Raw genomic sequence first — 24,622 nt, 5'->3', positions numbered from 1 at the left:
CCCGGCTGCTTGATCCCAGCGATGGCAGCATCCGGCTAAATGGCGAGGAAATTGGTCATATGCCGGCCAAGGGCTTCGGCTCCAGTCCGTATCGCCCGCGTATCCAGATGGTGTTTCAGGATGCCACCGACAGCCTCAATCCGCGCTACACCGCGTTTGACGCCATCGCCGATCCGATCCATCGCCTGAAACCGCTGCCGAAAGACAAGCTCAAGGCGCGGGTGGAGGAACTGGCCGATCTCTGCGGCTTGCCACAGGCTTTGCTGAGCCGTTTCCCGCATCAACTTTCCGGCGGCCAGAAAGCCCGCGTCGGCATTGCCCGCGCCATCGCGGTTGATCCGGAATTGCTGATCCTGGATGAGCCAACGGCGGCGCTTGATGTGTCGGTGCAGGTGGTGATCCTGCAATTGCTGGAAAGCCTCAAGCAGCGGCTCGGCATGAGCTATCTGTTTGTCAGCCACGATCTCAACGTGGTGCGGCTGCTCTGCGACCGGGTGATGGTGATGTATCTTGGCAAGATCGTTGAGATCGGCCCGGCCGAGGCAGTGTTCCGCCAGCCCCGGCATCCCTATACCCAGGCTTTGCTCTCGGCGATTCCGCATTTTGAACCGGGCGTAGAATCCACCCGGGTGCGGCTGGGCGGCGAACCGCGCAGCCCGGTTGATCCCTCGCCCAATGTCTGCCGGTTCTATGGCCGCTGCCCGAAGGGCGAGGCGGCCTGCGAGACGGCAATGCCACAATTGCGCCCGATGGCACCACAGCACCAGGCGGCCTGCCATCTGGCCCAGCCCGATCCTGATCTGTTGCGCCCTGATCTAATGCGCGAGGTGGCCTGACATGTCTGAATTTGATGCCGAAACCTATATCGCCCAGGCTACGGCGTTGGCCGGGATGAAGATTGATCCGGCCTATCTGCCGGGCGTGATCGACAATCTGCAACGCTCGGCGGCGATTGCGCGGGTCTTCCTGGATTTCCCGCTGCCCGATGATGTTGAGCCGGCATCCACCTTCAAACCTTGAGCCACCCAGCATGACAATCGATTTCACCAGCAAGGCGGCCGAGATCGCCGTTGCCGTCACCGATGGCAAGCTCAAGGCCGCTGAAGTTACCGAGATGGCGCTGGACCGCGTTGCGGCCAGCAATCCCCATCTCAATGCCTTCACCAGCATCACCGCCGAACGCGCCCGCAGCCGCGCCGCTGCCATCGATGCCGCCGTAGCGCGCGGCGACAAGATCGGGCCATTGGCCGGCGTGCCCTTCGCGGTCAAGAATCTGTTCGATATTGCCGGGCTGCCAACCCTGGCCGGTTCGAAAATCAATCGTGATCTGGCGCCCAGCGCTGCCGATGCCACGCTGATCCAGCGCCTGGAGGCGGCCGGCGCAGTGCTGCTTGGCGGCTTGAATATGGGCGAATATGCCTACGACTTCACCGGCGAGAATTGCCATTACGGCGCCTCGCGCAATCCGCACGATCCGGAACACATGTCGGGCGGGTCGTCGGGCGGCTCGGGCACGGCGGTGGCGGCCGGCATGGTGCCGCTCAGCCTCGGTTCGGATACCAATGGCTCGATCCGGGTGCCGTCGTCACTCTGCGGCCTGTTCGGTCTGAAGCCGACATTCGGCCGTCTGTCGCGCCATGGCAGTTTTCCGTTTGTCGCCAGCCTGGATCATCTCGGCCCGATGGCGCGCTCGGTTACCGATCTGGCGTTGAGCTACGATGCCATGCAGGGGCCGGATGCCGGCGATCCGGCTTGTGCCCAGCGCCCGTTGGAACCAGTGGTGCCAAAGCTTGAAGGCGGCATTGACGGCCTGCGCATTGCCATTGCCGGCGGTTATTTCGCCAAGGGCGGCGAGGCTTATGCCCATGCTGCCGTGGCCGCCATTGCCAAGGCGCTCGGCACCAGCCGCGTGGTGGAGGTGCCTGAAGCCGGCCGTGGCCGCTCGGCAGCCTATGTCATCACCGCTACCGAAGGCGCCAATCTGCACCGCCAGCGCCTGCGCCAGCGGCCGCAGGATTTTGATCCCGATACGCGCGACCGCTTCATTGCCGGCAGCCTGCTGCCCGGTGATTGGTATGTGCAGGCGCAGCGTTTCCGGCGCTGGTATCACGCCCGGCTGCTGGAACTGTTCCAGGAGGTGGATATCCTGCTGGCGCCGGCTACGCCCTGTTCGGCGCCGCGGCTCGGGCAGAAGATGATGGTGCTGGATGGGGTTGAATTGCCGGTGCGGGCCAATCTTGGCCTGTTCACCCAGCCGATCTCGTTTGCCGGCCTGCCGGTGGTGGCGGTGCCTTATGCCGAGGCGGCGCCATTGCCGATCGGCGTGCAGGTGATCGCCGCGCCATGGCGCGAGGATCTGGCCTTGCGCGTGGCGCGGCAGTTGGAGAAGATCGGTATCGTCAGTGCGAAGGTGGCAGTATGACCCTGGAAATCAACATCCCCGAAATTGTGGCGGAAGTGACTGCCGCCTTCATGCGCTATGAAGCGGCGCTGGTGAGCAACGACGTGGCCGTGCTGGATGAGCTGTTCTGGCACAGCCCGCATACCCTGCGCTATGGCGTCACCGAAAATCTGAACGGCTATGACGCCATTGCCGCCTTTCGCTCGGCGCGGCCGGCGGTGGGGCTGGCGCGCAGCATCTACAATACGGTGATCACCACTTACGGTCGTGATTTCGGCACTGCCAATACTGAATTCCAGCGCGAGAACAGCCCACGCAGTGGCCGCCAGAGTCACACCTGGATGCGCACAGCCGATGGCTGGCGCATCGTGGCGGCCCATGTCAGCCTGCTGGAAGCGCCGAAAGCCTAAAGCCCGCAGCGTTTCCACTGGCCGATATCCCAGTGGAAATGCTTGGCATGGGCGGCGTCGCTGTTTGGCGTCAATACCACCGAGAAATAATCGCAGCTACGCCGCGCCACTTCGCGCAGATAATCGCCGAAGCGATCACGTGCGCGCCATTGCCGGTCGATCGAGATGGTGGTTTCGTCCAGCAGGCTGAAACCCCAGATATCGATGGCGCGGCCATGGCCATGTTCGGATACCCGGCTGCCATTGCCGGTCATGCGCTTGCAGGTGAAGCCGCCGGCATGGTTCAGCCGGCGCAGCGGCTTGCCGAAATGCTGCAAGGCGGCCGGCTTCAGCACATCACGCTCAAATTCCATCAGCCGCAGCGCCATCGGGCAGGTCAGTTCCACCGGGCGCGGCAGTTCCAGGCTGGTGCGGAGCAGTTTCACGCCATTCACCAGCGTGCAGCCGCCGCGCCCCGGTTCGGCCTGGCCCACCAGTTCAAATTGCGCCCCCAATGCTTCCAGGTCGTTCAGGCAGGCGGATTGGATGGCATCGCGGTTTGGCCACAGTTTCAGGCCCGGCGGCGGCACCGGCACCACCACTGGCTGGGGTGCCGGCGGCAACTTCGCGGGCGGCAGGCGGGGTGGCTGGGCGCAAGCAGCCAGCAGGCCAACAACAAGCAGTGCCACTAGGCGTCGGCAACCGGCAACCACAATACCTCCTCAATGCGGTCGGCACCGCAAAGCAGCAGCACCAGGCGATCCACGCCCAGCGCGATGCCGGCGCAATCCGGCAGGCCATGTTCCAGCGCGGCGATGAAATCGCCATCCACCGGGTAATCGTAACCGTAGAGGGTGCGTTTCAGCGCCATGTCGGCGGCAAAGCGCCGTGCCTGTTCGGCGGCATCGGTCAGTTCGGAAAACGCATTGGCCAGCTCCACGCCGCAGGCATAAAGCTCAAAACGCTCGGCCAGGCGCGGCTGGCCCGGCTTGGGCCGGCTCAGTGCCGCCATATGAATCGGATAATCATACAGGATTGTCGGCGCGCCGAGGCCAAGCCGGGGTTCAATCCGCTCCAGCGCGAGGCGGAAATAGAGGTCGTCCCAGCCATCGCCTTCATCAACCCGCAGGCCGATCGCGGCGCAGGCTTTGCGCATCGCCGCCAAGTCTGGATGCAGCGGATCAGCACCAATGCAGGCTTCCAGATCGATACCGGCATAAAGCCGGCAGGCTTCCGCCACGCTGAGATACTGCCAGGGCGCAGTGATATCGGCCTGCTGGCCGTGCCAGCGCAGCCGGCTTTCGCCGCAACCGGCGGCAACGGCGCGTAGCAACGCCTCGCAATCAGCCATGATCCGGCGGTAATCCACGCCGGCGCGATACCATTCCAGCATCAGGAAAGCCGGATGATGCAGGGCGGCGCGTTCGCCATTGCGGAATACCTGGGCCAGCTGGAACAGCTTTTCCTCGCCGGCCACCAGCAGTTTCTTCATGGCAAATTCGGGCGAGGTATGCAGATACAGCGCCTGCCGGCCGCCATCAGGCCGTTCCAGTTCCGTGGCAAAGGCCTTCAGATGCGGCTCCAGCCCGGGCGAAACCTGCAATGCCGGGGTTTCCACTTCCACGAATCCGGCGCCGGCAAAATAGCCCCGGATCGCCGCCAGGCAGGCGGCGCGGCGCAACAGATTGGGCCGCCGGCGGGCATAAAGCCCCGGCCGCCACCATTCCGTTCCTGTTTTGCGCATGAATTCCGGCCCCGAATCGGGTTGTTTCACCTTATATGACCTGATAGTTTCCGCCCGGCTTTTTCGCAAGCGGGCCGTATAGCGGCCCGTTTTTTCGATTCTGGAAGCCCCCATTTTTTTGACTTCGAAGGAAGTGCCATGAAGGTCAATGCCAACCAGTTGCGCAAGGGCAACGTGGTCGAGATCAATAACAAGCTTTACGCCGTGATGACGGCGCAGAATATCCAGCCCGGCAAGGGTACGCCGGTGACCCAGCTTGATCTGCGCGATCTCGCCACCGGCCTGAAGATCAGCGAGCGTTACCGCACCACTGAATCGGTCGAGCGTGTGTTCATCGAGAACCGCGAATTCACCTTCCTGTTTGCCGAAGGCGACACGCTCACCTTCATGGATGTGGAGAATTACGAACAGCTGCCGGTGCCGCGCGACGTGGTGGGCGATAGCGCCGTCTATTTGCAGGATGGCATGAAGGTGGATATCGCGCTGTATGACGGCAAGGCGGTCAGCGTGGAAATGCCGCAAACCGTGATCCTGGATATTGCCGATACCGAGCCAGCGGTGAAGGGCCAGACTGCGGCTTCCTCCTACAAGCCGGCGATCCTGTCCAACGGCGTGCGCATCATGGTGCCGCCCTTCGTTGGTGTTGGCACCCGCATCGTTATCAATGTGGCGGAAAACGCCTATATGGAACGTGCCAAGGATTGAGCTGCGCTTTCAGGCAGCAAGCGAAAAGCCCGCCAAACCGGCGGGCTTTTTTTTTGTTTCTAAACCGTCTCGCGCAGGCGTTGGTCAAAAGCCTGGCGGGCGGCCTCCATGGCATCGCCATGCGCCATCACCCATTGCCACAGGCCGCAGATGGCTTCGCCCAGGCTCTCGCCCAGCGGTGTGAGGCGATATTCCACATGCGGCGGCACGACAGGATGCACATGGCGGGTCAGCACGCCGTCGCGTTCAAGCTGGCGCAGGGTTTGGGTCAGCATCTTCTGGCTCACCCCGGGCAAGCGTTCGCGCAAACGTGAAAATCGCATCGGCCCGGTGGCCAGATGTTCAATGGTCAGCAGGGTCCAGCGATCCGCCAGCCGGGTCAGCAGGTCGCGCACCAGTTCTTCCACGCGCGGGTCGTCGCAATCGGCGCAGGCAATCGGTGGCAAAGCCGGTTTATCGGGATTTGGGGCAAGCATGGGCGGCTCCTTGGGCTGGGGTGGTGCCATCGCCACGCGCAAAAACCGCCGTGAAACATGACGGTCTCCGCCCGGTGACTATGGAACTTATTGGTGCCTTCTTGAGCATTTTAGCATGACGGCCTATTTCCACCAAAGCGTTGTGCGCCGCCAGGTGCCGCGCGCCAGCCCCAAAGCGGAGAGACATGATGCCCGTCACATTCACCCTGAACGGCAAACCGGTCAGCCTCGATATCGACCCCGACATGCCCCTGCTCTGGGCGGTGCGCGACGAGGTTGGCCTGACCGGCAGCAAATTCGGCTGCGGCATGGCGCAATGCGGCGCCTGCACCATGCATGTGGATAACGAGCCGGTGCGCGCCTGCTCGGTGCCGGTGGGCAGCATCGCCGGCCAGAAGGTCACCACGATTGAAGGCATCAAGGGCAAGGTGGCGCAGGCGGTGCAAACCGCCTGGGTGAAGCATGAAGTGGCGCAATGCGGTTATTGCCAATCCGGCCAGGTGATGTCGGCGGTGGCCCTGCTCAGCGCCAACCAGAAGCCGAGCGATGCCGATATCGACGAGGCGATGCGTGGCAATATCTGCCGCTGCGCCACCTATGTGCGGATCCGCGCCGCCATCCATGATGCCGCCAAGAGCGTGAGGGCTTGAGCATGACCATGCAGAAACCGATCCAAAGCCAAACCATCCAAACCTCGCGCCGCCGCTTCCTGCAAGGCAGCGCCGCCGCTGCTGCCGGCCTGGTGGTGGGCTTCCAGTTTGCCCCCGCCGGCAAGGCCTTTGCAGCCAGTGCCAAGGCGCCGGCGGCACTGAATGCCTTCGTACGTATTGCGCCGGATGGCATTGTCACCGTCTATGCCAAACATCTGGAAATGGGCCAGGGCAGCTATACCGGCCTGGCCACCATCCTGGCCGAGGAGCTGGATGCCGATTGGAGCAAGGTGCGCGCCACGGGTGCTCCGGCCGATGCCAAGCTTTATGCCAATCTGGCTTTCGGCATGCAGGGCACCGGCGGTTCCACCGCGATGGCCAATTCCTATGATCAGTTGCGCCAGGCCGGCGCCACCGCGCGTGCCATGCTGGTGCAGGCGGCGGCCGAAGCCTGGAAGGTGCCGGCGGCGGAGATCACCGTTGCCAAGGGTGTGCTGTCACATGCCGGCTCGGGCCGCAAGGCGGGCTTCGGCGAGATGGCCGAGCGCGCCGCGCGCCAGACCCCGCCAGCCAATGTGGCGCTGAAAGATCCGGCGCGCTTCAGCCTGATCGGCAAGCAGGCACCGCGCCTGGATGCGCGCAGCAAAGCCGATGGCACGGCGCAGTTCACCATTGATGTGAAACTGCCCGGCCTGCTCACCGCCCTGGTGGCGCGGCCGCCGCGTTTCGGCGGCAAGGTGAAAAGCCTGGATGCCAGCGCCGCCAAGGCCGTGCCGGGTGTGGTGGATGTGGTGCAGGTGCCAACCGGCGTGGCGGTGATCGCCAAGGGTTTCTGGGCAGCCAGCAAGGGCCGCGAGGCATTGCAGGTGGAATGGGATCTGAGCGGGGCTGAAAGCCGTGGCTCGGATGAACTGCTCGCCGCTTATCGTGACCTGGCCAAGCAGCCCGGCCTGCCGGCGCGGCGCGAGGGCGATGCCGCCGCCGCTCTCGGCCAGGCGGCGAAGCTGGTGGAAGCCAGTTATGACTTCCCCTATCTGGCCCATGCGCCGATGGAGCCGCTGGATTGTGTGGTGCGGCTGGGCAGCGATGCCTGCGAAATTTGGGCCGGCGACCAGTTCCAGACCGTCGATCAGGCCAATGCCGCGCATGTGCTCGGCTTCAAGCCGGAGCAGGTCAGCATCAACACGCTCTATGCCGGTGGCAGCTTCGGCCGCCGCGCCAATACACAATCCGATTATGTCACCGAGGCGGTGCAGGTGGCCAAGGCATTTGGCGCCGGCAAGCCGCCGGTGAAGGTGATGTGGACCCGCGAGGACGATATCCGTGGCGGCTTCTACCGCCCGCTCTATCACCATGCTTTGGCCGCCGCGCTGGATGCCAAGGGTGAGCTGGTTGGCTGGCGGCATCGTATTGTCGGCCAGTCGATCATCGCCGGCACGCCGTTTGAGCCGGTGATGGTGAAGGATGGTGTTGACGCCACTTCAGTGGAAGGTGCCGCCAACCTGCCCTATGCCATCCCCAATCTGGGCGTGGAACTGCACACCACCAAGGCCGGCGTGCCGGTATTGTGGTGGCGCTCGGTCGGCTCGACCCATACCGCTTTCGCCACCGAGGTTTTCCTTGATGAGATCGCGGCGGCGGCGGGGCAAGACCCGCTGGCCCTGCGGCGCAAGCTGCTGGCCAAACATCCGCGCCATCTGGGTGTGCTCAACCTGGCGGCGGAAAAGGCCGGCTGGGGCAAGCCCTTGCCCAAGGGCTGGGCGCGTGGCATCGCGGTGCATGAAAGCTTCAGTTCCTATGTTGCTGAAGTGGCGGAAATCTCGCTCAAGCCGGATGGCTCCTGGCGGGTTGAGCGTGTGGTGGCGGCGGTGGATTGTGGCCGGCCGATCAATCCGGAAATCATCCGCGCCCAGGTGGAGGGCGGCATCGGCTATGGCCTGGCCGCCGCACTCTCCGGCGCCATCACGCTTGCGGGCGGCGAGGTGCAGCAATCCAACTTCCATGATTACGAAGTGCTGCGCATCGACCAGATGCCCAAGGTGGAAGTGCATATCGTGCCTTCCACTGAAAAGCCCACCGGCATCGGCGAACCCGGCCTGCCGCCGCTCGCCCCGGCGGTGGCCAATGCGCTGATGGCGGCCACCGGCCAGCGTTTCCGCGCCCTGCCGCTGCCGGCCACGATCAAATCGGCTTAGGCAAGTCGACTTAGGCAAAACTCAGTTGGTTGCGGCGGCGCCAGAGTAGCCAGGCGCCGCCGCCGCCCAGCAGGGTGAGCGGCAGCATGGCGGGATAGATCCAGCCGCCGCCCAGGCCGGGCAGGCCGAGGGCATAAAGCGGCCCCACCAGCATGGTGGCGCTGGCCAGCAGCATGGCATTGCCGGCGCCATACAGCGTTTGCGCCGTGGCCGAGGCGGCCGGGTCGCAATGATCGGCCATCAGCCGCATGGCGCCGAGATGCGCGGCGCCGAAAGTGGCGGCATGCAGCACTTGCAGCAAGGCCACGCTGGTCATGTCGGTGAGCACACCTTGCAGGCACCAGCGGATCACGCCGCCGGCCACGGCGCAAAACAGCAGCCCCACGCCGCCCAGCTTGAGGCCAACCCGCTGGCCAACCGCGAACAGGATCACTTCCATCAACACGCCTTCGGCCCAGAGCAGGCCGATCTGGGCGTCGCTCAGGCCGATCTGGCGCCAATGCAGCGTGCCGAAAGTGTAGAAGGCGGCATGGGTGGCTTGCAGGCAGGCATTGGTGGCCAGAAAGATGCGGAAATCGCTGTTGCGCAACAGCCGCAGGGCCGGCGCCCCGGCGCGCGGCCGGTCGAGCGGCAGCCGGATATCCGGCAGCAGATGGCTGCACACCACAATCGGCAGCATCAGCGCCAGGATGATCCAGAAAATCCAGGCATCGTCGCGGCCTTTCAGCAGCAGCCCGGCCAGATAGGCGCAAACCAGAAAGCTCAGGGAACCCCATAGCCGCATGCGGCCGTATTGTGTGCCATGGCGCGCCGCCGTCAGCACCGCCAGGTTTTCGGTCAAAGGCGCAATCGGCGCCCAGACCAGGGCATGCACAATGCCCACCAGCAGCAAGGCGGCGAAGCCGTCGGCCCAGGCAAAGCCGGCAAAAACCACCAGGCTGGCCCAGCTGCAAAGCTGGATGGCGCGGCGCCGCTCGCCGCTTTTATCCACGATATGCGCCGCCAGCGGTGCCGCCACCAGGCGCAGCAGGATGGCGCTGGACAGCATGATGGAGATTTGCGTCGGGTCCAGGCCACGGCTTTGCAGCCACACCGCCCAGAATGGCAGATGCACGCCGGGCACGGCGAAGAGCGCAACAAAAAACAGCCCGACACGAAAGCCGGGGCTGAATTTGGATACGGACGCAGCAGGCGGGGCGGGAGTCTCAGGGGCGAGGGCAGGCATGATTGCGTGCATATTGCCGCAAGCCGGCGCTCAAGGCACCGGTTCCGGCGCCTCCAATTGGCGAATTTCGCGCGCCATCGCCTCGGCCTGGTTTAGCCGGCGGGCCAATACCAGCAGTAGCGGTGCTTCGCCCAGTTCGGCCGTTTGGGGCGGCGCCGGCACCGGATCGGTATCCATACGCGGCGGCGCACCCAGGATATCCACCAGGCGCTGGCGATGCGCCGCCAGCAGCCGTTCCAGCAGATGCGGGTCCAGTTCGCGGCCGCGCATGCGCAGCACGATATGCAATGCCGCCAGATGCGACATCAGGCGATAGCTGAGCGCCAGAAAACGATGCCGGCGCGGCAGGTCGGCTGCGGCGGCGCCCGGCTCCTGCGGCAGGCGGTTCAGCGCCCCGGCCAGGTCGGCAATGGCATCGAACAGCGCCTTGCGCGCCAGGCGATAGGTTTGATCGGGCGGATTGAGCTTCAGCGCCTGACGGGCATATTTGCGCAAAGCCCGCAGCAGGGCGGCGCGCCGGCCGGGCAGGCCCTGGCGCTCCCAATTGGGCAGGATATGGCTGAAACCCCAGGCGATCAGCGCCCCCAGGCCGGTATCCACCAGCCGTTCCAGCAACAGGCTGCCGGAACTGGGATTGATGAAATGCATCATCAGCAATGCCATCACGGCGGCGGAAATCGAGGTGACGATATAGCGCACCGGGGCATAGGCATGCGACAGGCCGATGCTGAGGCAGGCCAGCGCCAGCAGCCAGCCATCGCTGAGCCAGTGCAAAGCCAGCGCCGCCAGCACGCAGCCGATCAGGTTGCCGATCAGGCGGTCCTTCTGGCGCTGGCGTGTGGCGCTATAGCTGGCGCGCATGATCACTGCCACGGTCAGCATGATCCAGCTGCCATGGCTGAACCAGGGTTGCAGCAGCAGGCTGACAATATAGCCGCACAGGATCGCAGCCGAAAAACGCAGGGCATAGCGCAAGATCGGCGAGGAACGCCGCAGATGCCGCGCCATGGTGCGCAGGCCATAGGGCCGGGCGGGCAGGAAATCCTCCACCCGCACCGCCTGCAACATGGCCTCGGCGGCAGCATCGCCGCGCGCCACGGCCTGCTGCCGCTGCACCGCCTGGATGGCATTGCCGATGCGGGTGAAGGCGGCGCGTAATTCCAGCGCGCCGGCTTCACCCGCATCGCCGGCGGCCAGCAGGGCGGCGGATTTGTCGCGCAGGCGCTGCAAATCCGTGGCAAGCGCATCCAATGCCGGGCAGCGCGCGCCGCCGGCAATCTCGTCGGCCAGCATGTCCAGCCGGTCGGCCAGGCGCAGCACAATATCGCGCAAGGCCGGCAGCGGCGTGCCACGATCACCATATTGGCGATGCAGCAGGCCGTAATCGATCTGGCTCGATAGCACGGTCTCAAAACTATCCAGCAAAGCCACCAGTCCGGCGGCCAGGCGGCGCTCGGCCGGGTCGTCGAGATGGCGCAGCAGCAGGTTGCGCGCTGCCTCCACCCGCTCCATCAGCGTCACCTGCTGCTCGATCAGCCGGTCATAGGCAGCATCCAGCTTTTCCGCCGGGTCATACAGGGCGGCCTTTTCGCGGGTATAGGCGGCAAAGCCGCGCAAGGCGCCAGCCAGGGCAATGCGTTTATGCTGGCGTTCCAGCAGGCTGGCCATGGCCACGCCGTAAACCAGATAGGCCAGGCCGCCGAGGGCAAAAAGCTGGCTGTGATGTTCAACCCTGGCCACGCCATGCAATTCGGCGCCCAGGGTGAAGATGGCAGCCAGGATCAAGGCTGCCGATAGCGCCAGCGCCGCCTTGCCATGCGCCGTCACCATGGCAGCGCCGAAACTGATCAGCACCAGCAGCGGTGCCAGCAGCCAAGGATAGGGTGCCGCCAGGCCGGTTACCCAGGTGATGGCCGAGCAGAAGATCAGCGCCAACGCCAGGCCGCGCCGTTTGTGGCTCGGCGGGCTCGGGGTATCAACGATGGAAACGCAAATCGCGCCCACCGCGGCTGCGGCAGCACTGGCAAAGCCGGCTGCCGCGCCAAAGCCGAGCGCCACCAGCGCCACGCCCAGCGCCGCCGTGGCGCCACTGAGCGATTGCTGCTGCGGCAGCGCAAGGGATGTCAGGCTGAACAGGGGCCGCATGGCCCGATTATAGCCCGGTCAGGGCAAAAATTTGTAGTAGAAGGCGCAAGCCGTTGGCGCGCTGCCATCGGGTGGGATCGAATAGCCCGGCACCACGCCGAAGCAGGTATAGCCCAGGCTTTGATAGAGCGGTTCGGCATCGCTGCCCTGATTGGTATCCAGCACCAGCAGGCGCCGGTCCAGCCGTGCCGCCTCGGCTTCCAGCGCCAGCATCAGGGCGCGCGCCAGGCCCTGGCGCCGGGCGCGACGATGCACCAGCATCTTGCGCACCTCACCACGATGCGGCTGGTTGGGCGGCGTATCCAGCCCCAGCAAAACCACACCGCTGAGTTGCCCTGTTGCATCGAAGGCGCCGAAGCAGAGCAGTTCCTGCCGTGTCGCCGCCATGATGGCCTTGCGCCAGAATTGCGCGGCATCCTCGGCGCTGTAGGGCAGCAGGAAATTCACACTGGCGCCGCCGGCCACGCAATCACGCAGGATTTCCGCCAGATCGGGCAGGGCGGCCTGCATCGCGGCGGCATCCAGTTGCCGGATCACAGCCTTTTCTCCAGGAAAACCAGATCGAGCCAGCGTTCAAACTTCCAGCCAACTTCATGCAGCCGGCCGGCTTCGGTGAAGCCCAGGCCTGCATGCAGGCGCAGGCTGGCGGCATTATCGGCGGTGATGCCGGCGATCATCACATGCGCCTGCTGTGCCCGGCCGCGCTCAAACAAGGCCGGCAGCAGTAATTTGCCAATGCCCTGGCCGCGCCGCGCGGGCGCGATATAGATGGCATTCTCCACCGTGTGGCGATAGGCCGGCCAGGGTCGGAAGGGGCCAAAACTGGCAAAGCCCAGCACGTCGTCGCCGTCCGCCGCCAGCAATACCGGCAGGCTCTGCTCCTGCTTGGCGGCAAACCAGGCCTGCTGTGCCTCCAGGCTGCGCGGCGCATAGTCGAACACCGCCGTGGTGTTGGTCACGGCATCATTGTAGATCGGCAGGATCGCCGCCATGTCGGCCAGGGTGGCATCGCGGATCGAGATCATGGCAGCCTCAATTGCTTGGTTTGGCGATAATCACCAGGTAGCGCGCCGGCTTGCTGCCCGGATTGTGAAAGCTGTGCGGCTGGCCCAGCGTGGTGAACAGGCAATCGCCGGGGCCGATATCGAATAGCTGTTCGCCTAAGGTAAAACGCAGCAGGCCTTCCTGGCCCAGAATATGCTGGTCGTAATGCGCAGTTTGCAGCGGCGGATAATCGATCCGCGCGCCCGGCGGCAGCATGCCCAGCACTATCTCCACCCGCGAAGCCGTGCCGCCGGGGCTGACCGCGCGGCGTTCGAAGCCGGTGGCCGGATCGCGCCAGAAAGGCTGCGCCGCCGCTGCCAGCAAACTGGCCTGGCCGCCGCCCTCGATGCCGCTCATCAGGGCGGAGAGTGTGGTGTCCAGCCCGGCGCAAAGCCGGCCGAGCAAAGCGGCGGTCGGGCTTGATTCGCGGCGCTCAACGCGGGAAATCATCGCCCGGCTGACCCCGGAACGCTCGGCCAATTGCTCCAGCGTCAGGCCCAGCGCCTCGCGCCGGGCTTTCAGACGGCCGGCAATGCGGGCCTCGATATCGTCCATGTCACTCATTGGAATAATATCTACTATATTGGAATTCGATGCGCAAGCCCGGGAAAAGCTGCTAGGAATCCAGTCATGAACTGGATTGAAACCCTGGATAGCTGCCCGCCGCGCCGCAATGTGCCCAACGATGGCCGCAGCGCGTTTCAGCAGGATGCCGACCGCATCGTGTTTTCCTCGGCCTTCCGCAGGCTGCAAAACAAGACCCAGGTGCATCCGTTGCCGCATACCGATTTTGTCCGCACCCGGCTGACCCATTCGATGGAAGTGGCATCCGTCGGCCGCTCGCTGGGCGGCCAGGTGGCGCGGCGGCTGCTGGAATTGGGGCAAACCGAACGCAGGCATATCGCCGCCGATCTGGGCGATATCGTCGCGGCGGCCTGCCTGGCGCATGATATCGGCAATCCGCCTTTTGGCCATACCGGCGAGCAGGCGATGCAGCAATGGTTTGCCGAACATGCCGACATGGCATTCGGCGATGATCTCACCGATGCGGAACAGGCCGATTTCCTGCGCTTTGAAGGCAATGCCCAGGGCTTCCGGATTCTCACCCGATTGCAGATGGATCGCAACGAGGGCGGCATGCGGCTGATGGATGCCACGCTCGGCGCCTTCACCAAATATCCCAGCGGCGCCGCTGCCGCGCAGGGCCGGGCGGCAAGCTATGTCGGGCGTAAGAAACATGGTTTCATGCAGGCCGAAGCGGCGCTGTTTGCCGAGCTGGCGGCGCGGCTGAAACTGGCGCCGCAGCCGGATGCAGCGCAGGCCTGGCAGCGCCACCCGCTGGCCTATCTGGTCGAGGCGGCCGACGATATCTGCTACAGCGTGATCGATGTGGAGGATGGCGTGAAGCTGGGCCGTATCGGTTTCAGCGAGGCGGAAGAGCTTTTTAAGCCGATCATTGGCGCCGATCTCGGTTCGCGCTATCTGGCCCGTAGCGCCGATGAAAAACTCTCCACCCTGCGCTCGCGCACCATCGGCAGCCTGATCGATGCCTGTTGCGCGGCCTTTGTGGCGCAAGCGCCGGAAAAATCCCTGGCTGATGTGACCCCGCATGGCGAACAGGTGCGCAAGCTGAAAAATCTGGCAATGGCGCGGGTTTATCGCTGGGAGCGGACGGTGACCAAGGAACTGGAAGGCATCGCGGTGATCCAGCGCCTGCTTGATCTGTTTGTTGGTGCGCTGAATGCCCGGGCAGGGCATGTCACTGCCGAACGGCTGCTGGATCTGGTGCCGCATTATGATCGCGCCGCGCCGCGCTATCAGCGGCTGCTGGCGGTCACCGACTATATCTCCGGCATGACCGACCGCTACGCCATGGACATGCAGCAGCAATTACGCGAGATCAAAATCTAAGCCGCATCATGCAGGATGATGCCGAGCGTGTAGCGTTCGCCGCTTTGTACCAGACTGACTCCATGGCGCAAACTGGCACGCATCCAGCCGCGCGCCGCCGGCACCGGGCGGTCATTGACCGGGAAGATCAGCATCTCGCCCTGCGCCGGATTGAACACCCGGCCGATGCTTTGCTGGCGCGGGCGGTTCTCCACCAGCAGAAATTCGCCGCCGGTGAAATCCGTGCCGGGGCAGGACAGCATCAGCACCGCCTGTAGCGGAAACACCGTCTCGCCATACAGATCCTGATGCAGCCGGTTATAATCGCCGCTGCGATAATGCAGCATCAGCGGTGTTGGCTTGCTCTGGCCGGCGGCATGGCACCGTGCCGTGAAGTCGGCCAAGCTTGCGGGATAGGCCGTGTCGCGCCCCAGAGCCGCCATCATGCGGTTGGCAATCGGCGCCAGCCCGGCATAAAGCCGGCTGCGCAAATCCTGCAACGGCGCCGGCAAGGGTGCGGCGAAATAGGCATAGTCACCCTGGCCGAAATTATGCCGCGCCATCACGATGCGCTTGCGGAACAATGCGTCCTCCGCATAAAGCGCCTGCAGCGCGGTGCAGGCCGCCGGCGTGGCGAGGCCGGGCAGGCGGGCCACGCCTTTGCTGAATAGCGCGGCCTGTATGGCGGCCCAGTCGATTGACGCGGTGTTGAACTGGATCGGCTGGAATATGGTCGCTTCGGTCATATCTACCTGCATAATGGCTGTTGCCCGGCCCTGCTTCCCGTTTCTTGCGTTTTGCCCTGGAGGGATCATGCCACGCCTGCTCGTCCTTTGCTGCCTTGCCCTGTTGCTCGTCGTGCCGGCCATGGCCCAGGTGATCCCGACCGATAAAGGTCCGGTGCGGGTGGTGACGGTGGCGCGTGGCCTGGAAATGCCCTGGGCGATTGCCTTCCTGCCCGATGGTCGCCTGCTGGTCAGCGAACGGCCGGGTCGCCTGCGCATCGTTGCCAATGGCGCGCTGTCGCCGCCGCTGGCCGGCCTGCCGGCGGTATATGACAATGGCCAGGGCGGCCTGCTTGATCTGGCGCTCGATCCGGATTTCGCCGCTAATCAATGGGTCTATTTCAGCTATGCCGAACCCGGTGCGGGCGGTGCCGGCACCGCCGTGGCGCGTGGCCGCCTGAATGAGACCGCCGTGGGGGTGGCGGGCCTGAGCGATGTGCAGGTGCTGTTCCGCCAGCAGCCGAAACTGTCCGGTGGCCTGCATTTCGGTTCGCGCCTGGCTTTTGACCGCGCCGGCTTCCTGTTCATCGGCCTGGGCGAACGCTACCGGCGCGACGAGGCGCAGAATCCCGGCAACCATTTGGGCAAGCTGTTGCGGCTGCATGCCGATGGCCGTGTGCCGCAGGATAATCCCTTCATCGGCCAGGCCGGCTTCATGCCGGAGATCTTCTCGCTCGGCCATCGCAACATTCAGGGCCTGACCCGGCATCCGGAAACCGGCGCGATCTGGCTGCATGAACATGGCGCGCAGGGTGGCGATGAGGTGAACCTGCCGCTGCCCGGGCGCAATTACGGCTGGCCGATCATCACCCATGGTGTGGATTACAGCGGCGCCAAGATCGGCATCGGCAGCGCCCGCGACGGGCTGGAGCAGCCGGTATTGCATTGGACCCCCTCCATCGCCCCGGCCGGCATGGCGTTTTATAGCGGCGACAAATTCCCCGCCTGGCGCGGCAATCTGTTTGCAGGTTCGCTGAAATTCCGCAGCCTCTACCGGGTGGAACTGGATGGCACGCGCTTTGTGCGTGACGAGGCGATGCTGAAGCCGGTGGGCGAGAATATCCGCGATGTGCGGGTGGGGCCGGATGGCCTGATCTATCTGGCCACCGACAATCCGGAAGGCCGCATCCTGCGCTTGGAGCCGGTTAACTAGCCGGTTTCTGGCGCCGCAGGTCGCCGGCGCCGAGCACCGCGCCGGCAACAATCAGCAGGCAGGCTACCATCACCTGCCAGGTGAAATCGCCTTTGCCGAAGAGCAGCAGCAGCAGGGTGGAAAGCAGCGGCGCGGCATAGGCCATGCTGCCAAGGGCGCGGATATCGCCGCGTTTCATGCCGATATCCCAGAGGAAAAACGCACCGCCGGCCGGGCCGAGGCCAAGCGCCAGGATGGCAAGCCATTCGCCGGGCTGCTGCGGCCAAAACGTGGTTTCAAACAGGCCATGGCCGAGCCAGGCCAGCAGGGCGGCCACGGCGCAGAAGCCGCCGATGGAATCGGTCGGCACATCGGGCAGCCGGCGGCTCAGCACGGAATAGATCGACCAAGTGAAGGCACAGGCAAAGGCGGCGGCGAAGCCGGGCAGATGCGCCGGATCGAAGGCGATTTCCTTGCCCAGAAACAGCACCATTGTGCCGCCCAGGCCGAGCAACACGCCGGCAGCATGAAACCAGCGCAGCCTTTCGCCGGGCAGCAGCGCCGAGAAGGCAACGATCAGCAAAGGCCAGAGATAGTTGATCAGGCTGGCTTCCACCGGCGGGGCGAATTTCAGCGCCACAAAATACAGCGCGTGATAGCCGAACAGACCAAAGATGCCCAAGCCCCAGGCTGCCAGCGGCAGGCGCAGGTGGTGCAGCGGGTTTTCGCCCCGCGCCATCCAGGTGCCCAGCGCCAGCAGGGCAGCCAGGGTGAAGGTCATGCCGGTCAGCTGCAACGGCGGCACCGGCCCGGTGAAGGTGGTGAGCAAGGCAAGCGCCGCCCAGAGCAGGATGGCGCAGGCGCCAATCAGGGTGGCGCGCAGCCGGGTTCGGTCAGACATGGATTTTACGTGCGGAAAGGCTCAGGCGGCGCGGGCGTCGTCGAGGCGATAAAAGAGCGGCGATTGCTGCTCTTCGATCAGGCTGAGCCGGCCACGCACCATCAGCGGCGTCTCGCTGCGCGTCACGGCTTCGGCGGCACGCACCGCAACAACGCGGGTCAGGTCATTGCTCAGGCAGCTCGCGCAATGAAATTGCAGGCCGCCGAGCAGGAATTGCTGGTGCCGGGCGGCATCGCTGAACGGCATCATGTAGCCGCCCAGCAGCACATCCTGGCCGTGCAGCGCGCGCAGGGCCGCCGGGAAGCGGCTGATCTCGCCATCGCGGAAGCGGGTTTCGCCGGCCTGGGCCAGCAGGCTCCAATCCAGCGCCCCGGCCATATCCGGCACGCCAAGGCGCAGATGCGATGGCGCCGGCTCCAGCGACATCGCCTGCACCGGCAGGGCAACCAGGCCACCGGCAGCGGCGGCAACACTGAAGCTGGACAGGAAATGACGGCGCAGCATGATCAGCCTCCGGCTGGATGATTGCGTATAATGTACGGCTTTCCCGGCCGGCTGCAAGAGCCGGTCGGGAAAGCCTGATCCGGCTCAGCCTTCGTCAGGCTTGCGGATGTCGCGGAACGGCCGGCTGAGCTGGGCGCGCCGCGACAGCATGTTGAGCGCCTCAACACCGACCGAGAAGCCCATGGCGGCGTAGATGATTGCTTTGGGTACCTCGAAGTCGAGGCCCTCGGCCACCAGCGCCATGCCGATCATCACCAGGAATGACAGCGCCAGCATCACCACATTGGGGTTGCGGTTGACAAAGCGCGCCAGCGGCTCGGCGGCAATGATCATGATGGCGACCGAGACCAGCACCGCCACAACCATGATTTCCAGATGGCGGGTGAGGCCGATGGCGGTGATTACGCTATCCAGCGAAAACACCACGTCCAGGATCATGATCTGGCCTATCACCGGCCAGAAGCGCGGCATTGCCTTGATCTGTTTCTTGCCATGGCCATCCAAGTCGTCCTCGGCGGCTGGGGTGACGCGCTCATGGATTTCCATGGTCGCTTTCCAGATCAGGAACAGGCCGCCGCCAAGCAGGATCAGGTCGCGGCCGGAAATCTCCTCGCCGAAAATCGTGAACCAGGGCGCGGTCAGCGTGATGATCCAGGCCGCCGAGAACAGCAGCATCAGGCGGGTGACCACGGCCAGGGTGAGGCCCCAGCGCCGCGCGCTGGGCTGCTGCGCTTCAGGCAGGCGGTTGGTGACGATGGTGATGAAGATCAGGTTGTCGACCGCCAGAACAAGTTCAAGCGCGATCAGGCCGGCCAGGCTGATCAGCGCGGCGGGCTGCAGGAAAATGGAAAAATCCATGGGAAACGGAGTCCAGGCGGGAGTATCAGGGCCCTAGGTCGTGCCTAGCGTCCGACATCGTCACCGCTCCCGCGCGGCGACCAGAGGGGCCCGGACGTGGCGACAGGATAAGCCGCCGCCGCCGAATTGCAAGCGGATGGTTAAGCCGAGATATCCACGCTGCCGCCGAGGCCGCTGGCAAGGGCGCCGAGCGACTGGGTGAGGGCGGCAGAAATCTGCGCCAGATTGGCCACGGCCTGGGCCTGGGCGGCGCTGGGTGTGGTGCCGATACCCTGGCCTGCGGCCGGGGCGGGGCTGTAGGCGGCGGAGCCACCGATGGCTGAGATGCTGCTCATGGCAATATTTTGCCGCCAGGCGCGCCGGCCTGCAAGCAAAACCGGCGCGAATGGCACTGACAGTGACTCACGTCACGGTTTTGAGTTCGGCATTGGCCAGCCGCAGCACGCGCCAGGCTGATTGCAGCGCCAGCAGTGCCATGAAGCCGGCCACCAGCAGATCAGGCCAGTTCTGCCCGCCGGTCAGCCACACGCCGGCGGCGGCCCCCAGCACCGCGATATTGCCGATGGCGTCATTCCGGGTGCAGAGCCATACGGCTTGCATGTTGCTGTCGCCGTCACGATGCGCAAACAGCACCCAGGCGGTGGCCAGGTTAGCCAGCAGCGCCAGCAGGCCGACTGCGCCCATGGTGCCGGGTTCCGGGCTGGTATTATGCAGCAGGTGCCACAGGATGGTGCCAAGCAGCCAAAAGCCGAACAGGCCCATCGACAGCGCCTTGAGCTGGGCGGCGCGGGCGCGCCAGGTCAGGCTGAGGGTCAGCACCATCAGGCTGATGCCGTAATTAGCTGCATCGCCCAGAAAGTCCAGCGAATCGGCCAGCAAAGCGGTGGATTCCGCGGCAATGCCGGCGCCGATTTCAATGGCGAACATGCCGGCATTGAGGCCCAGCGCGATCAACAATGCGCGGCGTGGGGCGCCGGCGCCGTGATCATGTCCGTGGCCGTGGTCATGCCCATGCCCATGCTCATGCTCATGCTCATGGTTGTGGTGATGGCCGCAACTGGCGCTCATGGCTGGCCTGCTTTCTCTTCGGCAAGATGCTCGATCATGTCTTTCAGCATGTGGCGCACATGCTCATCGGCTGCCGTGTAGACGATCTGGCGGCCCTGGCGCTCGGCGCGCAGCAACCGGGCCGCCTTCAACAGCCGCAAATGATGGCTGGCGGCTTGCGGCGAGACGCCGCAATGCGCCGCCAGTTCGGTGGCCGGCCAGGATTGCTCCAGGCAGGCCAGCAGCAATTTCAGCCGCGACATATCGCCGAGCAGGTGAAAGATATCGGCAAGCTGGCCAACATCCGGGCCGGGTTCGGCCGGGGCGGGAGAGATGGCGGAGGGAGTTTGTTTCATCATTTAAACAATAATTTAAATGATGAAATTGATTTGTCCAGAGTTTTTTTTGGATCAGTTCAGCCAGCAGGGCTTGCCAGTCGACTAATCATGTAACATATAAAGTTACATGAAACGAGATGGCCGTTTATCCGGTTTGCTGCATGTCCTGCTGCATATGGCCATGCAGCCCGGCCCGCATACCTCCGACGCCTTGGCAAAAGTCATGGGCACCAATCCGGTTGTGGTCCGCCGGCTGATGGCTGGCTTGCGGGATCGTGGTTTTGTCAGGTCCGAAAAGGGCCATGGCGGCGGCTGGAGCATTGCTTGCGACCTGCACCAGCTTACGCTCCGCGACATCTACCTGGCGCTCGACAGCCCCGACTTGCTGACCATGGGCCATCGCAGCGAGTCACCCGGCTGCCTGGTCGAGCAAGCCGTTAATGCCGTGTTGGGGGAAACATTTGCGGAAGCAGAAGCTTTGCTGCTGCGCCGCTTCGGCGAAGTTTCGCTGGCAACGCTGAGCGGCGAGGTCCAGATGCGCCAAGCCGCGCGCGCCTCGGCTTAAGTGATGCGGCCGCTGGAAGCCTTCAGTAATCCGACCATGGTGGCCAATTATGCCGAGAGCACGCCCCGCAAAGTGCCGGGACTGGCCGACATGCAGCGTATGGCGATGCTGCTTTTGGCCGAACAGGCTCCGGAAACGGCAAATATCCTGGTGCTTGGTGCTGGCGGGGGCCTTGAACTGAAACTGTTTGCTGAGGCTCAGCCGCATTGGCAGTTGCTGGGCATTGATCCTTCGGCGGCCATGCTGGATTTGGCAAGCCGCGCCCTCGGCCCGTTGCAACAGCAGGTCACGTTGCAGCAAGGCTATATCGACACTGCGCCACCCGGGCCGTTTGATGGCGCCACCTGCCTGCTCACGCTGCACTTTCTTGCGCCCGACGAAAGGCTGCACACAATGCGGCAAATCCACCAACGCCTGCGGCCAGGCGCAAAGCTGGTGGTTGCGCATCATAGCTGCCCACCGGGCGGCGATCTCACACTCTGGCTATCGCGATCGGCAGCCTTCGCGAATGACGCGGCAGTTGCTGCCGCGCCGGCTGTTGCCGCAATGGCCGGCCGTTTGCCGATTCTGTCTGTCACTGATGACGAAACGCTTATCCGCAAGGCCGGTTTTTCCGATGTCGCGCTGTTTTATGCCGCATTCTCATTCAGAGGCTGGGTCGCCACCGCATGATGGCCTAACGCTCTAGCCGGCGCAGCCATGCCCAGCTTGTTGCACCGGCTATTTCCTGCGCTATGCTGAATTTGGTCGTGAACAAACGATCTGGTTGCCATCTCGCCACCTGGGCCTTTCGCTTCGCCCCATAAGAATCAAGAGCTTGCATGTATTGGCCGGGAAATCGTTCGTTTTATGTTTTGTGTGAAACACGGTTTCTATCCTATTTCGGCTGCGCCTGGTCATGCTGAGCGGGCTGCTCGGTTTTGTTGGCAAACATGCCACCCGCTTCATGTTCGGCGGTGTGCTGGTGGGGCTGGCCCTGCCCTGGCTGGCCAATCTGGTGCGGCCGCTTTTTGTGCCGCTGCTGCTGATCCCGCTCACCATCGCGCTGATGCGGCTGGATTGGCAGGCTTTCAAAGCCTATGGCCGGCGGCCCTTGCTGATCCTGGCTATCCTGGCTTTCCTGCTGCTGCTCTGCCCGGTGCTGATGCTGGGCGCGCTAAAGCCTTTTGGCCTGCCGCCGGCCCTGGCTGCAGCCATCGTGCTGATGGCGGCGGCGCCGCCGATTGTCTCGGCGGCGGCGATTTCGCTGATCCTGGGGCTGGATGCGGCGCTGGCGGTGATTGTCATCGTGCTGGGTACGGCCCTGGTGCCGCTCACCCTGCCGCCGGTGGCTTTGCTGCTGCTTGGCATCCAGATTGAAATGTCGCTGCCGGAATTCATGGGCCGGCTCGCCCTGCTGGTGGGCAGTTCCTTCCTGGCCGCCCTGTTGCTGCGCAAGCTGATCCGCCCGGGCTGGATGGCAGCCAATGCGCGGCTGCTGGACGGTGTGTCGGTGCTGGTGCTGGTGCTGTTTGCCGTGGCGATCATGGCTGGTGTCACCGACAAGATGCTGGCCGATCCGGGCTATGTTGCGCTCACCACTTTGGCCGCCTTCATCGCCAATCTGGCCTTGCAGGCACTGGGTTATGGCGCCGGGCGGCTGGTTTTCCGCCTTGGCCGGCCGGCAGCGGCCACGCTGGGCCTGCTCACCGGCAATTGCAATATGGGCCTGGTGATGGTGGCGCTGGCTGATCGTGCCGAATTCGACATGGTGGTGTTTTTCGCCATGGGCCAGTTGCCGATGTACATGCTGCCCGGCCTGCTTTATCCGTTATATAAGAAACTCGCTGCCCCTGTTTCCGTTCAGCCTCTCGCGGAGTAACTCCCTCATGCCTACCGTGTTTCTCACCGGCGCCAGCCGTGGCATCGGCCTCGAATTCGCCAAACATTATGCCGGCCTGGGCTGGCAGGTGATTGCCGCTGTGCGTGCCCCGGCCACCGCCACGGCGTTGGCAGCCCTGGCGGCGGAAAACAAGGTGACCGTTGAGCGCCTGGATGTGACCGACGATATGGCGGTGGATGATGTGGCGGCAAAATACAAAGGCCATGCCATCGACCTGCTGATCAACAATGCCGGCATCTATGGCGACCGCGATGGGACGTTGACGATCAGCAATTTCGACACCTATCGCCGCGTGCTGGCCACCAATGTGGTGGCGCCGATGAAGGTGGCGCTGGCGCTGCTGCCCAGCCTGAAACTGGCCGGCAATGCCAAAATCCTCACCATCTCCAGCCGCATGGGCTCGATTGCGCTCACCGCCGGCGGCAATTATGTCTACCGCTCGTCAAAGGCCGGCGTGAATGCCGCCATGCATGCGCTGGCGCTGGATCTCAAGCCGCAGGGCGTGATTTCGCTGCTGGCACATCCGGGCTGGGTGCGCACCGATATGGGCGGCTCGGGCGCCGATATTTCGGTGCAGGAAAGTGTTGCCGGGTTGACCCAGGTAGTCGAACGCGCCGGCCCCGCCGATTGCGGCAAGTTCTTCAATTATGACGGCGCCGAACTGGCCTGGTAAGCGGAGCATAGCATGAGCAGGACCATCGTTATCACCGGCGGCAGCCGTGGCATCGGCCGCGCTGTCGCCCTGCTGGCGGCCAAGCGCGGCTGGGCCATGGGGATCAATTATGCCAGCAATGCCAAGGCGGCGCTGGAAACCGTGGCAGCGGTGAAGGCGGCTGGCGGCAAGGCGATTTCGGTCAAGGGTGACGTGGCCGTGGAAGCCGATGTGGTGGCAATTTTTGATGCCACCGAAAAGGCTTTTGGCCGCATTGATGGCCTGGTCAACAATGCCGGTGTGGTGGCGCCCACCGCAGATCTGGTGGATATGCCGCTGGAACGCCTGCGCCGGGTATTTGATACCAACGTGCTTGGCGCCGTGCTCTGTGCCCGCGAGGCGGCGCGCCGCATGGCAAAAAGCCGTGGCGGCAAGGGCGGCGGCATCGTCAATCTGTCCTCGGCGGCGGCTCGGCTCGGCTCGCCCAACCTGTTTGTGGATTACGCCACCTCCAAAGGAGCCATCGATACGCTGACCCTCGGCCTGGCCAAGGAACTCGGCCCGGAAGGCATCCGTGTCAACGCCATTCGCCCGGGCATCATCGAAACCGATATCCATGCCTCGGCCGGCGAGCCTGATCGTGCCGCGCGGCTTGGCCCAACCGTGCCGCTCGGCCGTTCCGGCACAGCCGAAGAAGTGGCGGAAGCCATCATCTGGCTTTTGGAGGACAAATCCTCCTATGTCACCGGCGCCATCCTGGACGTGGCCGGCGGGCGCTGAAACCGGCGTGCGCGCCACCAACCCAGTCGTCATGCGCGGACTTGATCCGCGCATCTCGCTCCAGTGGGAAAATGCCTACAAAACGGCTAAAAACGGGATGCCCGGGTCAAGCCCGGGCATGACGATGGTGAGAGGATAGGTTTGAGCGTCGGGATATTCCAGCAGCGCTGATTTCGCGTTTCGTCAAGGCGCGAAATTCCAAAATCGCAGCAATACCGCGTCTTCCAACGCTTGACAGAAATTAAACCCAACAGCCGTGGCCTGCGTGTACCGTAAATGCCTGGATCGCAGCAGTAAGCCAGTTCTGTCTCGTC

General features: G+C 64.2%; 29 protein-coding genes. 14 read left to right on the top strand and 15 right to left on the bottom strand.

What is annotated here, in order from left to right; translation table 11 throughout:
- From KBB36_RS13095 to hpxZ, 4 genes are all read left to right on the top strand, one after another.
- Nucleotides 1-836, top strand: an 836-nt coding sequence (locus KBB36_RS13095) for an ABC transporter ATP-binding protein (protein ID WP_290981436.1), incomplete at its 5' end; no start/stop codon positions are given.
- Nucleotide 837: 1 nt separating this feature from the next.
- Entirely contained in the window at nt 838-1,020 is a 183-nt protein-coding gene (locus KBB36_RS13090; protein WP_290981433.1) for a DUF4089 domain-containing protein, read from the top strand.
- Between the two features lie 10 nt (nt 1,021-1,030).
- Nucleotides 1,031-2,422 (top strand): AtzE family amidohydrolase, encoded by a 1,392-nt coding sequence (locus KBB36_RS13085; RefSeq protein ID WP_290981430.1) that lies wholly within the window; start codon nt 1,031-1,033, stop codon nt 2,420-2,422.
- Entirely contained in the window at nt 2,419-2,811 is a 393-nt protein-coding gene (hpxZ, locus tag KBB36_RS13080; protein ID WP_290981427.1) for an oxalurate catabolism protein HpxZ, read from the top strand. Before KBB36_RS13085 ends, hpxZ begins: the two co-directional genes overlap by 4 nt.
- On the opposite strand, the gene KBB36_RS13075 is transcribed toward hpxZ, so the two are convergent.
- Together KBB36_RS13075 and epmA are read right to left on the bottom strand one after the other, a co-directional pair.
- Complete coding sequence (locus KBB36_RS13075) at nt 2,808-3,479, bottom strand: extensin family protein (RefSeq protein WP_290981424.1); 672 nt, start codon at nt 3,477-3,479, stop codon at nt 2,808-2,810. The two genes, hpxZ and KBB36_RS13075, sit on opposite strands and share 4 nt — an antisense overlap.
- Entirely contained in the window at nt 3,479-4,534 is a 1,056-nt protein-coding gene (gene epmA, locus KBB36_RS13070; protein ID WP_290981421.1) for an EF-P lysine aminoacylase EpmA, read from the bottom strand. Before epmA ends, KBB36_RS13075 begins: the two co-directional genes overlap by 1 nt.
- Nucleotides 4,535-4,672: 138 nt before the next feature.
- On the opposite strand from epmA, the gene efp reads away from it, so the two are divergent.
- Nucleotides 4,673-5,239: an elongation factor P gene (efp, locus tag KBB36_RS13065; protein WP_290981418.1), complete on the top strand. Its 567-nt coding sequence runs from the start codon at nt 4,673-4,675 to the stop codon at nt 5,237-5,239.
- 59 nt (nt 5,240-5,298) lie between these two features.
- Here the strand turns inward: efp and KBB36_RS13060 are convergent, their stop codons facing one another.
- Nucleotides 5,299-5,715 carry a helix-turn-helix domain-containing protein gene (locus KBB36_RS13060; RefSeq protein ID WP_290981415.1) on the bottom strand — a complete coding sequence of 139 codons (417 nt, stop codon included), beginning with the start codon at nt 5,713-5,715 and terminating at the stop codon, nt 5,299-5,301.
- A 185-nt stretch (nt 5,716-5,900) separates the two neighbouring features.
- Here KBB36_RS13060 and KBB36_RS13055 point away from each other — a divergent pair, with 185 nt between their 5' ends.
- Both KBB36_RS13055 and KBB36_RS13050 read left to right on the top strand, forming a co-directional pair.
- Nucleotides 5,901-6,365, top strand: a complete 465-nt coding sequence (locus tag KBB36_RS13055) for a (2Fe-2S)-binding protein (RefSeq protein WP_366933191.1) — start codon at nt 5,901-5,903, stop codon at nt 6,363-6,365.
- Between the two features lie 2 nt (nt 6,366-6,367).
- Nucleotides 6,368-8,560: a xanthine dehydrogenase family protein molybdopterin-binding subunit gene (locus KBB36_RS13050; RefSeq protein WP_290981412.1), complete on the top strand. Its 2,193-nt coding sequence runs from the start codon at nt 6,368-6,370 to the stop codon at nt 8,558-8,560.
- 10 nt (nt 8,561-8,570) lie between these two features.
- Here the strand turns inward: KBB36_RS13050 and KBB36_RS13045 are convergent, their stop codons facing one another.
- Genes KBB36_RS13045 through KBB36_RS13025 form a run of 5 tightly spaced genes read right to left on the bottom strand, consistent with a single transcriptional unit; the run spans nt 8,571 to nt 13,538 of the window.
- The gene (locus KBB36_RS13045) at nt 8,571-9,785 is read right to left on the bottom strand and encodes an MFS transporter (protein WP_290981409.1); all 1,215 of its coding nucleotides are present in this window, start codon (nt 9,783-9,785) and stop codon (nt 8,571-8,573) included.
- A gap of 30 nt (nt 9,786-9,815) precedes the next feature.
- Nucleotides 9,816-11,930, bottom strand: coding sequence for an FUSC family membrane protein (locus KBB36_RS13040; protein WP_290981407.1), 2,115 nt, complete (start codon nt 11,928-11,930; stop codon nt 9,816-9,818).
- Between the two features lie 18 nt (nt 11,931-11,948).
- On the bottom strand, nt 11,949-12,467 hold the full coding sequence (locus tag KBB36_RS13035; protein WP_290981404.1) for a GNAT family N-acetyltransferase: 519 nt from the start codon (nt 12,465-12,467) through the stop codon (nt 11,949-11,951).
- Nucleotides 12,464-12,955: a GNAT family N-acetyltransferase gene (locus tag KBB36_RS13030; protein WP_290981401.1), complete on the bottom strand. Its 492-nt coding sequence runs from the start codon at nt 12,953-12,955 to the stop codon at nt 12,464-12,466. The genes KBB36_RS13035 and KBB36_RS13030 overlap by 4 nt, the downstream gene beginning before the upstream one ends.
- Before the next feature lie 7 nt (nt 12,956-12,962).
- On the bottom strand, nt 12,963-13,538 hold the full coding sequence (locus KBB36_RS13025; RefSeq protein WP_290981397.1) for an XRE family transcriptional regulator: 576 nt from the start codon (nt 13,536-13,538) through the stop codon (nt 12,963-12,965).
- 66 nt (nt 13,539-13,604) lie between these two features.
- Between KBB36_RS13025 and dgt the strand changes: the two genes are divergently transcribed.
- Nucleotides 13,605-14,885, top strand: a complete 1,281-nt coding sequence (gene dgt, locus KBB36_RS13020) for a dGTP triphosphohydrolase (RefSeq protein ID WP_290981396.1) — start codon at nt 13,605-13,607, stop codon at nt 14,883-14,885.
- Here dgt and KBB36_RS13015 read toward each other — a convergent pair.
- Nucleotides 14,882-15,610, bottom strand: a complete 729-nt coding sequence (locus KBB36_RS13015) for a 2OG-Fe(II) oxygenase (protein WP_290981394.1) — start codon at nt 15,608-15,610, stop codon at nt 14,882-14,884. The genes dgt and KBB36_RS13015 overlap by 4 nt on opposite strands.
- A 67-nt stretch (nt 15,611-15,677) precedes the next feature.
- Between KBB36_RS13015 and KBB36_RS13010 the strand changes: the two genes are divergently transcribed.
- Nucleotides 15,678-16,802: a PQQ-dependent sugar dehydrogenase gene (locus KBB36_RS13010; RefSeq protein ID WP_290981392.1), complete on the top strand. Its 1,125-nt coding sequence runs from the start codon at nt 15,678-15,680 to the stop codon at nt 16,800-16,802.
- Here the strand turns inward: KBB36_RS13010 and KBB36_RS13005 are convergent.
- The 6 genes from KBB36_RS13005 to KBB36_RS12980 all read right to left on the bottom strand — a co-directional run bounded on the left by KBB36_RS13005 (nt 16,795) and on the right by KBB36_RS12980 (nt 20,450).
- Entirely contained in the window at nt 16,795-17,682 is an 888-nt protein-coding gene (locus tag KBB36_RS13005; RefSeq protein WP_290981390.1) for a DMT family transporter, read from the bottom strand. The genes KBB36_RS13010 and KBB36_RS13005 overlap by 8 nt on opposite strands.
- A gap of 21 nt (nt 17,683-17,703) precedes the next feature.
- On the bottom strand, nt 17,704-18,186 hold the full coding sequence (locus KBB36_RS13000) for a hypothetical protein (protein ID WP_290981387.1): 483 nt from the start codon (nt 18,184-18,186) through the stop codon (nt 17,704-17,706).
- 84 nt (nt 18,187-18,270) lie between these two features.
- A complete protein-coding gene (locus KBB36_RS12995; RefSeq protein WP_290981384.1) occupies nt 18,271-19,044 on the bottom strand; it encodes a TerC family protein in 774 nt (257 codons plus the stop codon).
- A gap of 140 nt (nt 19,045-19,184) precedes the next feature.
- The gene (locus KBB36_RS12990; protein ID WP_290981381.1) at nt 19,185-19,379 is read right to left on the bottom strand and encodes a hypothetical protein; all 195 of its coding nucleotides are present in this window, start codon (nt 19,377-19,379) and stop codon (nt 19,185-19,187) included.
- 67 nt (nt 19,380-19,446) lie between these two features.
- Nucleotides 19,447-20,112 carry a cation diffusion facilitator family transporter gene (locus tag KBB36_RS12985; protein ID WP_290981378.1) on the bottom strand — a complete coding sequence of 222 codons (666 nt, stop codon included), beginning with the start codon at nt 20,110-20,112 and terminating at the stop codon, nt 19,447-19,449.
- Nucleotides 20,109-20,450, bottom strand: coding sequence for a metalloregulator ArsR/SmtB family transcription factor (locus KBB36_RS12980; protein WP_290981376.1), 342 nt, complete (start codon nt 20,448-20,450; stop codon nt 20,109-20,111). Before KBB36_RS12980 ends, KBB36_RS12985 begins: the two co-directional genes overlap by 4 nt.
- Nucleotides 20,451-20,556: 106 nt before the next feature.
- Between KBB36_RS12980 and KBB36_RS12975 the strand changes: the two genes are divergently transcribed.
- From KBB36_RS12975 to KBB36_RS12955, 5 genes are all read left to right on the top strand, one after another.
- Nucleotides 20,557-20,994, top strand: coding sequence for an Rrf2 family transcriptional regulator (locus KBB36_RS12975; protein WP_290981373.1), 438 nt, complete (start codon nt 20,557-20,559; stop codon nt 20,992-20,994).
- A 3-nt stretch (nt 20,995-20,997) separates the two neighbouring features.
- Nucleotides 20,998-21,666: a class I SAM-dependent methyltransferase gene (locus KBB36_RS12970; protein ID WP_290981370.1), complete on the top strand. Its 669-nt coding sequence runs from the start codon at nt 20,998-21,000 to the stop codon at nt 21,664-21,666.
- A 226-nt stretch (nt 21,667-21,892) separates the two neighbouring features.
- Nucleotides 21,893-22,855: a hypothetical protein gene (locus KBB36_RS12965; RefSeq protein ID WP_290981367.1), complete on the top strand. Its 963-nt coding sequence runs from the start codon at nt 21,893-21,895 to the stop codon at nt 22,853-22,855.
- Between the two features lie 7 nt (nt 22,856-22,862).
- The gene (locus tag KBB36_RS12960) at nt 22,863-23,549 is read left to right on the top strand and encodes an SDR family oxidoreductase (RefSeq protein WP_290981364.1); all 687 of its coding nucleotides are present in this window, start codon (nt 22,863-22,865) and stop codon (nt 23,547-23,549) included.
- 12 nt (nt 23,550-23,561) lie between these two features.
- Entirely contained in the window at nt 23,562-24,308 is a 747-nt protein-coding gene (locus KBB36_RS12955; protein WP_290981361.1) for an SDR family oxidoreductase, read from the top strand.
- The last annotated feature ends 314 nt before the right edge of the window (nt 24,309-24,622 follow it).

The sequence above is a fragment of the Ferrovibrio sp. genome (assembly GCF_017994015.1).
Classification (GTDB): domain Bacteria; phylum Pseudomonadota; class Alphaproteobacteria; order Ferrovibrionales; family Ferrovibrionaceae; genus Ferrovibrio.
Note: the sequence above shows the minus strand (reverse complement) of the source record. Positions and strands in the feature narration are given on the sequence as shown.

Excerpts from the sequence above, each read along its gene's own strand:
- KBB36_RS13090 (WP_290981433.1), top strand. The coding sequence starts at position 838 with ATGTCTGAATTTGATGCCGAAACCTATATCGCCCAGGCTACGGCGTTG.
- KBB36_RS13085 (WP_290981430.1), top strand. The coding sequence starts at position 1,031 with ATGACAATCGATTTCACCAGCAAGGCGGCCGAGATCGCCGTTGCCGTC.
- hpxZ (WP_290981427.1), top strand. The coding sequence starts at position 2,419 with ATGACCCTGGAAATCAACATCCCCGAAATTGTGGCGGAAGTGACTGCC.
- epmA (WP_290981421.1), bottom strand. The coding sequence starts at position 4,534 with ATGCGCAAAACAGGAACGGAATGGTGGCGGCCGGGGCTTTATGCCCGC.
- efp (WP_290981418.1), top strand. The coding sequence starts at position 4,673 with ATGAAGGTCAATGCCAACCAGTTGCGCAAGGGCAACGTGGTCGAGATC.
- KBB36_RS13060 (WP_290981415.1), bottom strand. The coding sequence starts at position 5,715 with ATGCTTGCCCCAAATCCCGATAAACCGGCTTTGCCACCGATTGCCTGC.
- KBB36_RS13055 (WP_366933191.1), top strand. The coding sequence starts at position 5,901 with ATGATGCCCGTCACATTCACCCTGAACGGCAAACCGGTCAGCCTCGAT.
- KBB36_RS13050 (WP_290981412.1), top strand. The coding sequence starts at position 6,368 with ATGACCATGCAGAAACCGATCCAAAGCCAAACCATCCAAACCTCGCGC.
- KBB36_RS13045 (WP_290981409.1), bottom strand. The coding sequence starts at position 9,785 with ATGCCTGCCCTCGCCCCTGAGACTCCCGCCCCGCCTGCTGCGTCCGTA.
- KBB36_RS13040 (WP_290981407.1), bottom strand. The coding sequence starts at position 11,930 with ATGCGGCCCCTGTTCAGCCTGACATCCCTTGCGCTGCCGCAGCAGCAA.
- KBB36_RS13030 (WP_290981401.1), bottom strand. The coding sequence starts at position 12,955 with ATGATCTCGATCCGCGATGCCACCCTGGCCGACATGGCGGCGATCCTG.
- KBB36_RS13025 (WP_290981397.1), bottom strand. The coding sequence starts at position 13,538 with ATGAGTGACATGGACGATATCGAGGCCCGCATTGCCGGCCGTCTGAAA.
- dgt (WP_290981396.1), top strand. The coding sequence starts at position 13,605 with ATGAACTGGATTGAAACCCTGGATAGCTGCCCGCCGCGCCGCAATGTG.
- KBB36_RS13015 (WP_290981394.1), bottom strand. The coding sequence starts at position 15,610 with ATGACCGAAGCGACCATATTCCAGCCGATCCAGTTCAACACCGCGTCA.
- KBB36_RS13010 (WP_290981392.1), top strand. The coding sequence starts at position 15,678 with ATGCCACGCCTGCTCGTCCTTTGCTGCCTTGCCCTGTTGCTCGTCGTG.
- KBB36_RS13005 (WP_290981390.1), bottom strand. The coding sequence starts at position 17,682 with ATGTCTGACCGAACCCGGCTGCGCGCCACCCTGATTGGCGCCTGCGCC.
- KBB36_RS13000 (WP_290981387.1), bottom strand. The coding sequence starts at position 18,186 with ATGCTGCGCCGTCATTTCCTGTCCAGCTTCAGTGTTGCCGCCGCTGCC.
- KBB36_RS12995 (WP_290981384.1), bottom strand. The coding sequence starts at position 19,044 with ATGGATTTTTCCATTTTCCTGCAGCCCGCCGCGCTGATCAGCCTGGCC.
- KBB36_RS12990 (WP_290981381.1), bottom strand. The coding sequence starts at position 19,379 with ATGAGCAGCATCTCAGCCATCGGTGGCTCCGCCGCCTACAGCCCCGCC.
- KBB36_RS12985 (WP_290981378.1), bottom strand. The coding sequence starts at position 20,112 with ATGAGCGCCAGTTGCGGCCATCACCACAACCATGAGCATGAGCATGAG.
- KBB36_RS12980 (WP_290981376.1), bottom strand. The coding sequence starts at position 20,450 with ATGATGAAACAAACTCCCTCCGCCATCTCTCCCGCCCCGGCCGAACCC.
- KBB36_RS12975 (WP_290981373.1), top strand. The coding sequence starts at position 20,557 with ATGAAACGAGATGGCCGTTTATCCGGTTTGCTGCATGTCCTGCTGCAT.
- KBB36_RS12970 (WP_290981370.1), top strand. The coding sequence starts at position 20,998 with ATGCGGCCGCTGGAAGCCTTCAGTAATCCGACCATGGTGGCCAATTAT.
- KBB36_RS12965 (WP_290981367.1), top strand. The coding sequence starts at position 21,893 with ATGCTGAGCGGGCTGCTCGGTTTTGTTGGCAAACATGCCACCCGCTTC.
- KBB36_RS12960 (WP_290981364.1), top strand. The coding sequence starts at position 22,863 with ATGCCTACCGTGTTTCTCACCGGCGCCAGCCGTGGCATCGGCCTCGAA.
- KBB36_RS12955 (WP_290981361.1), top strand. The coding sequence starts at position 23,562 with ATGAGCAGGACCATCGTTATCACCGGCGGCAGCCGTGGCATCGGCCGC.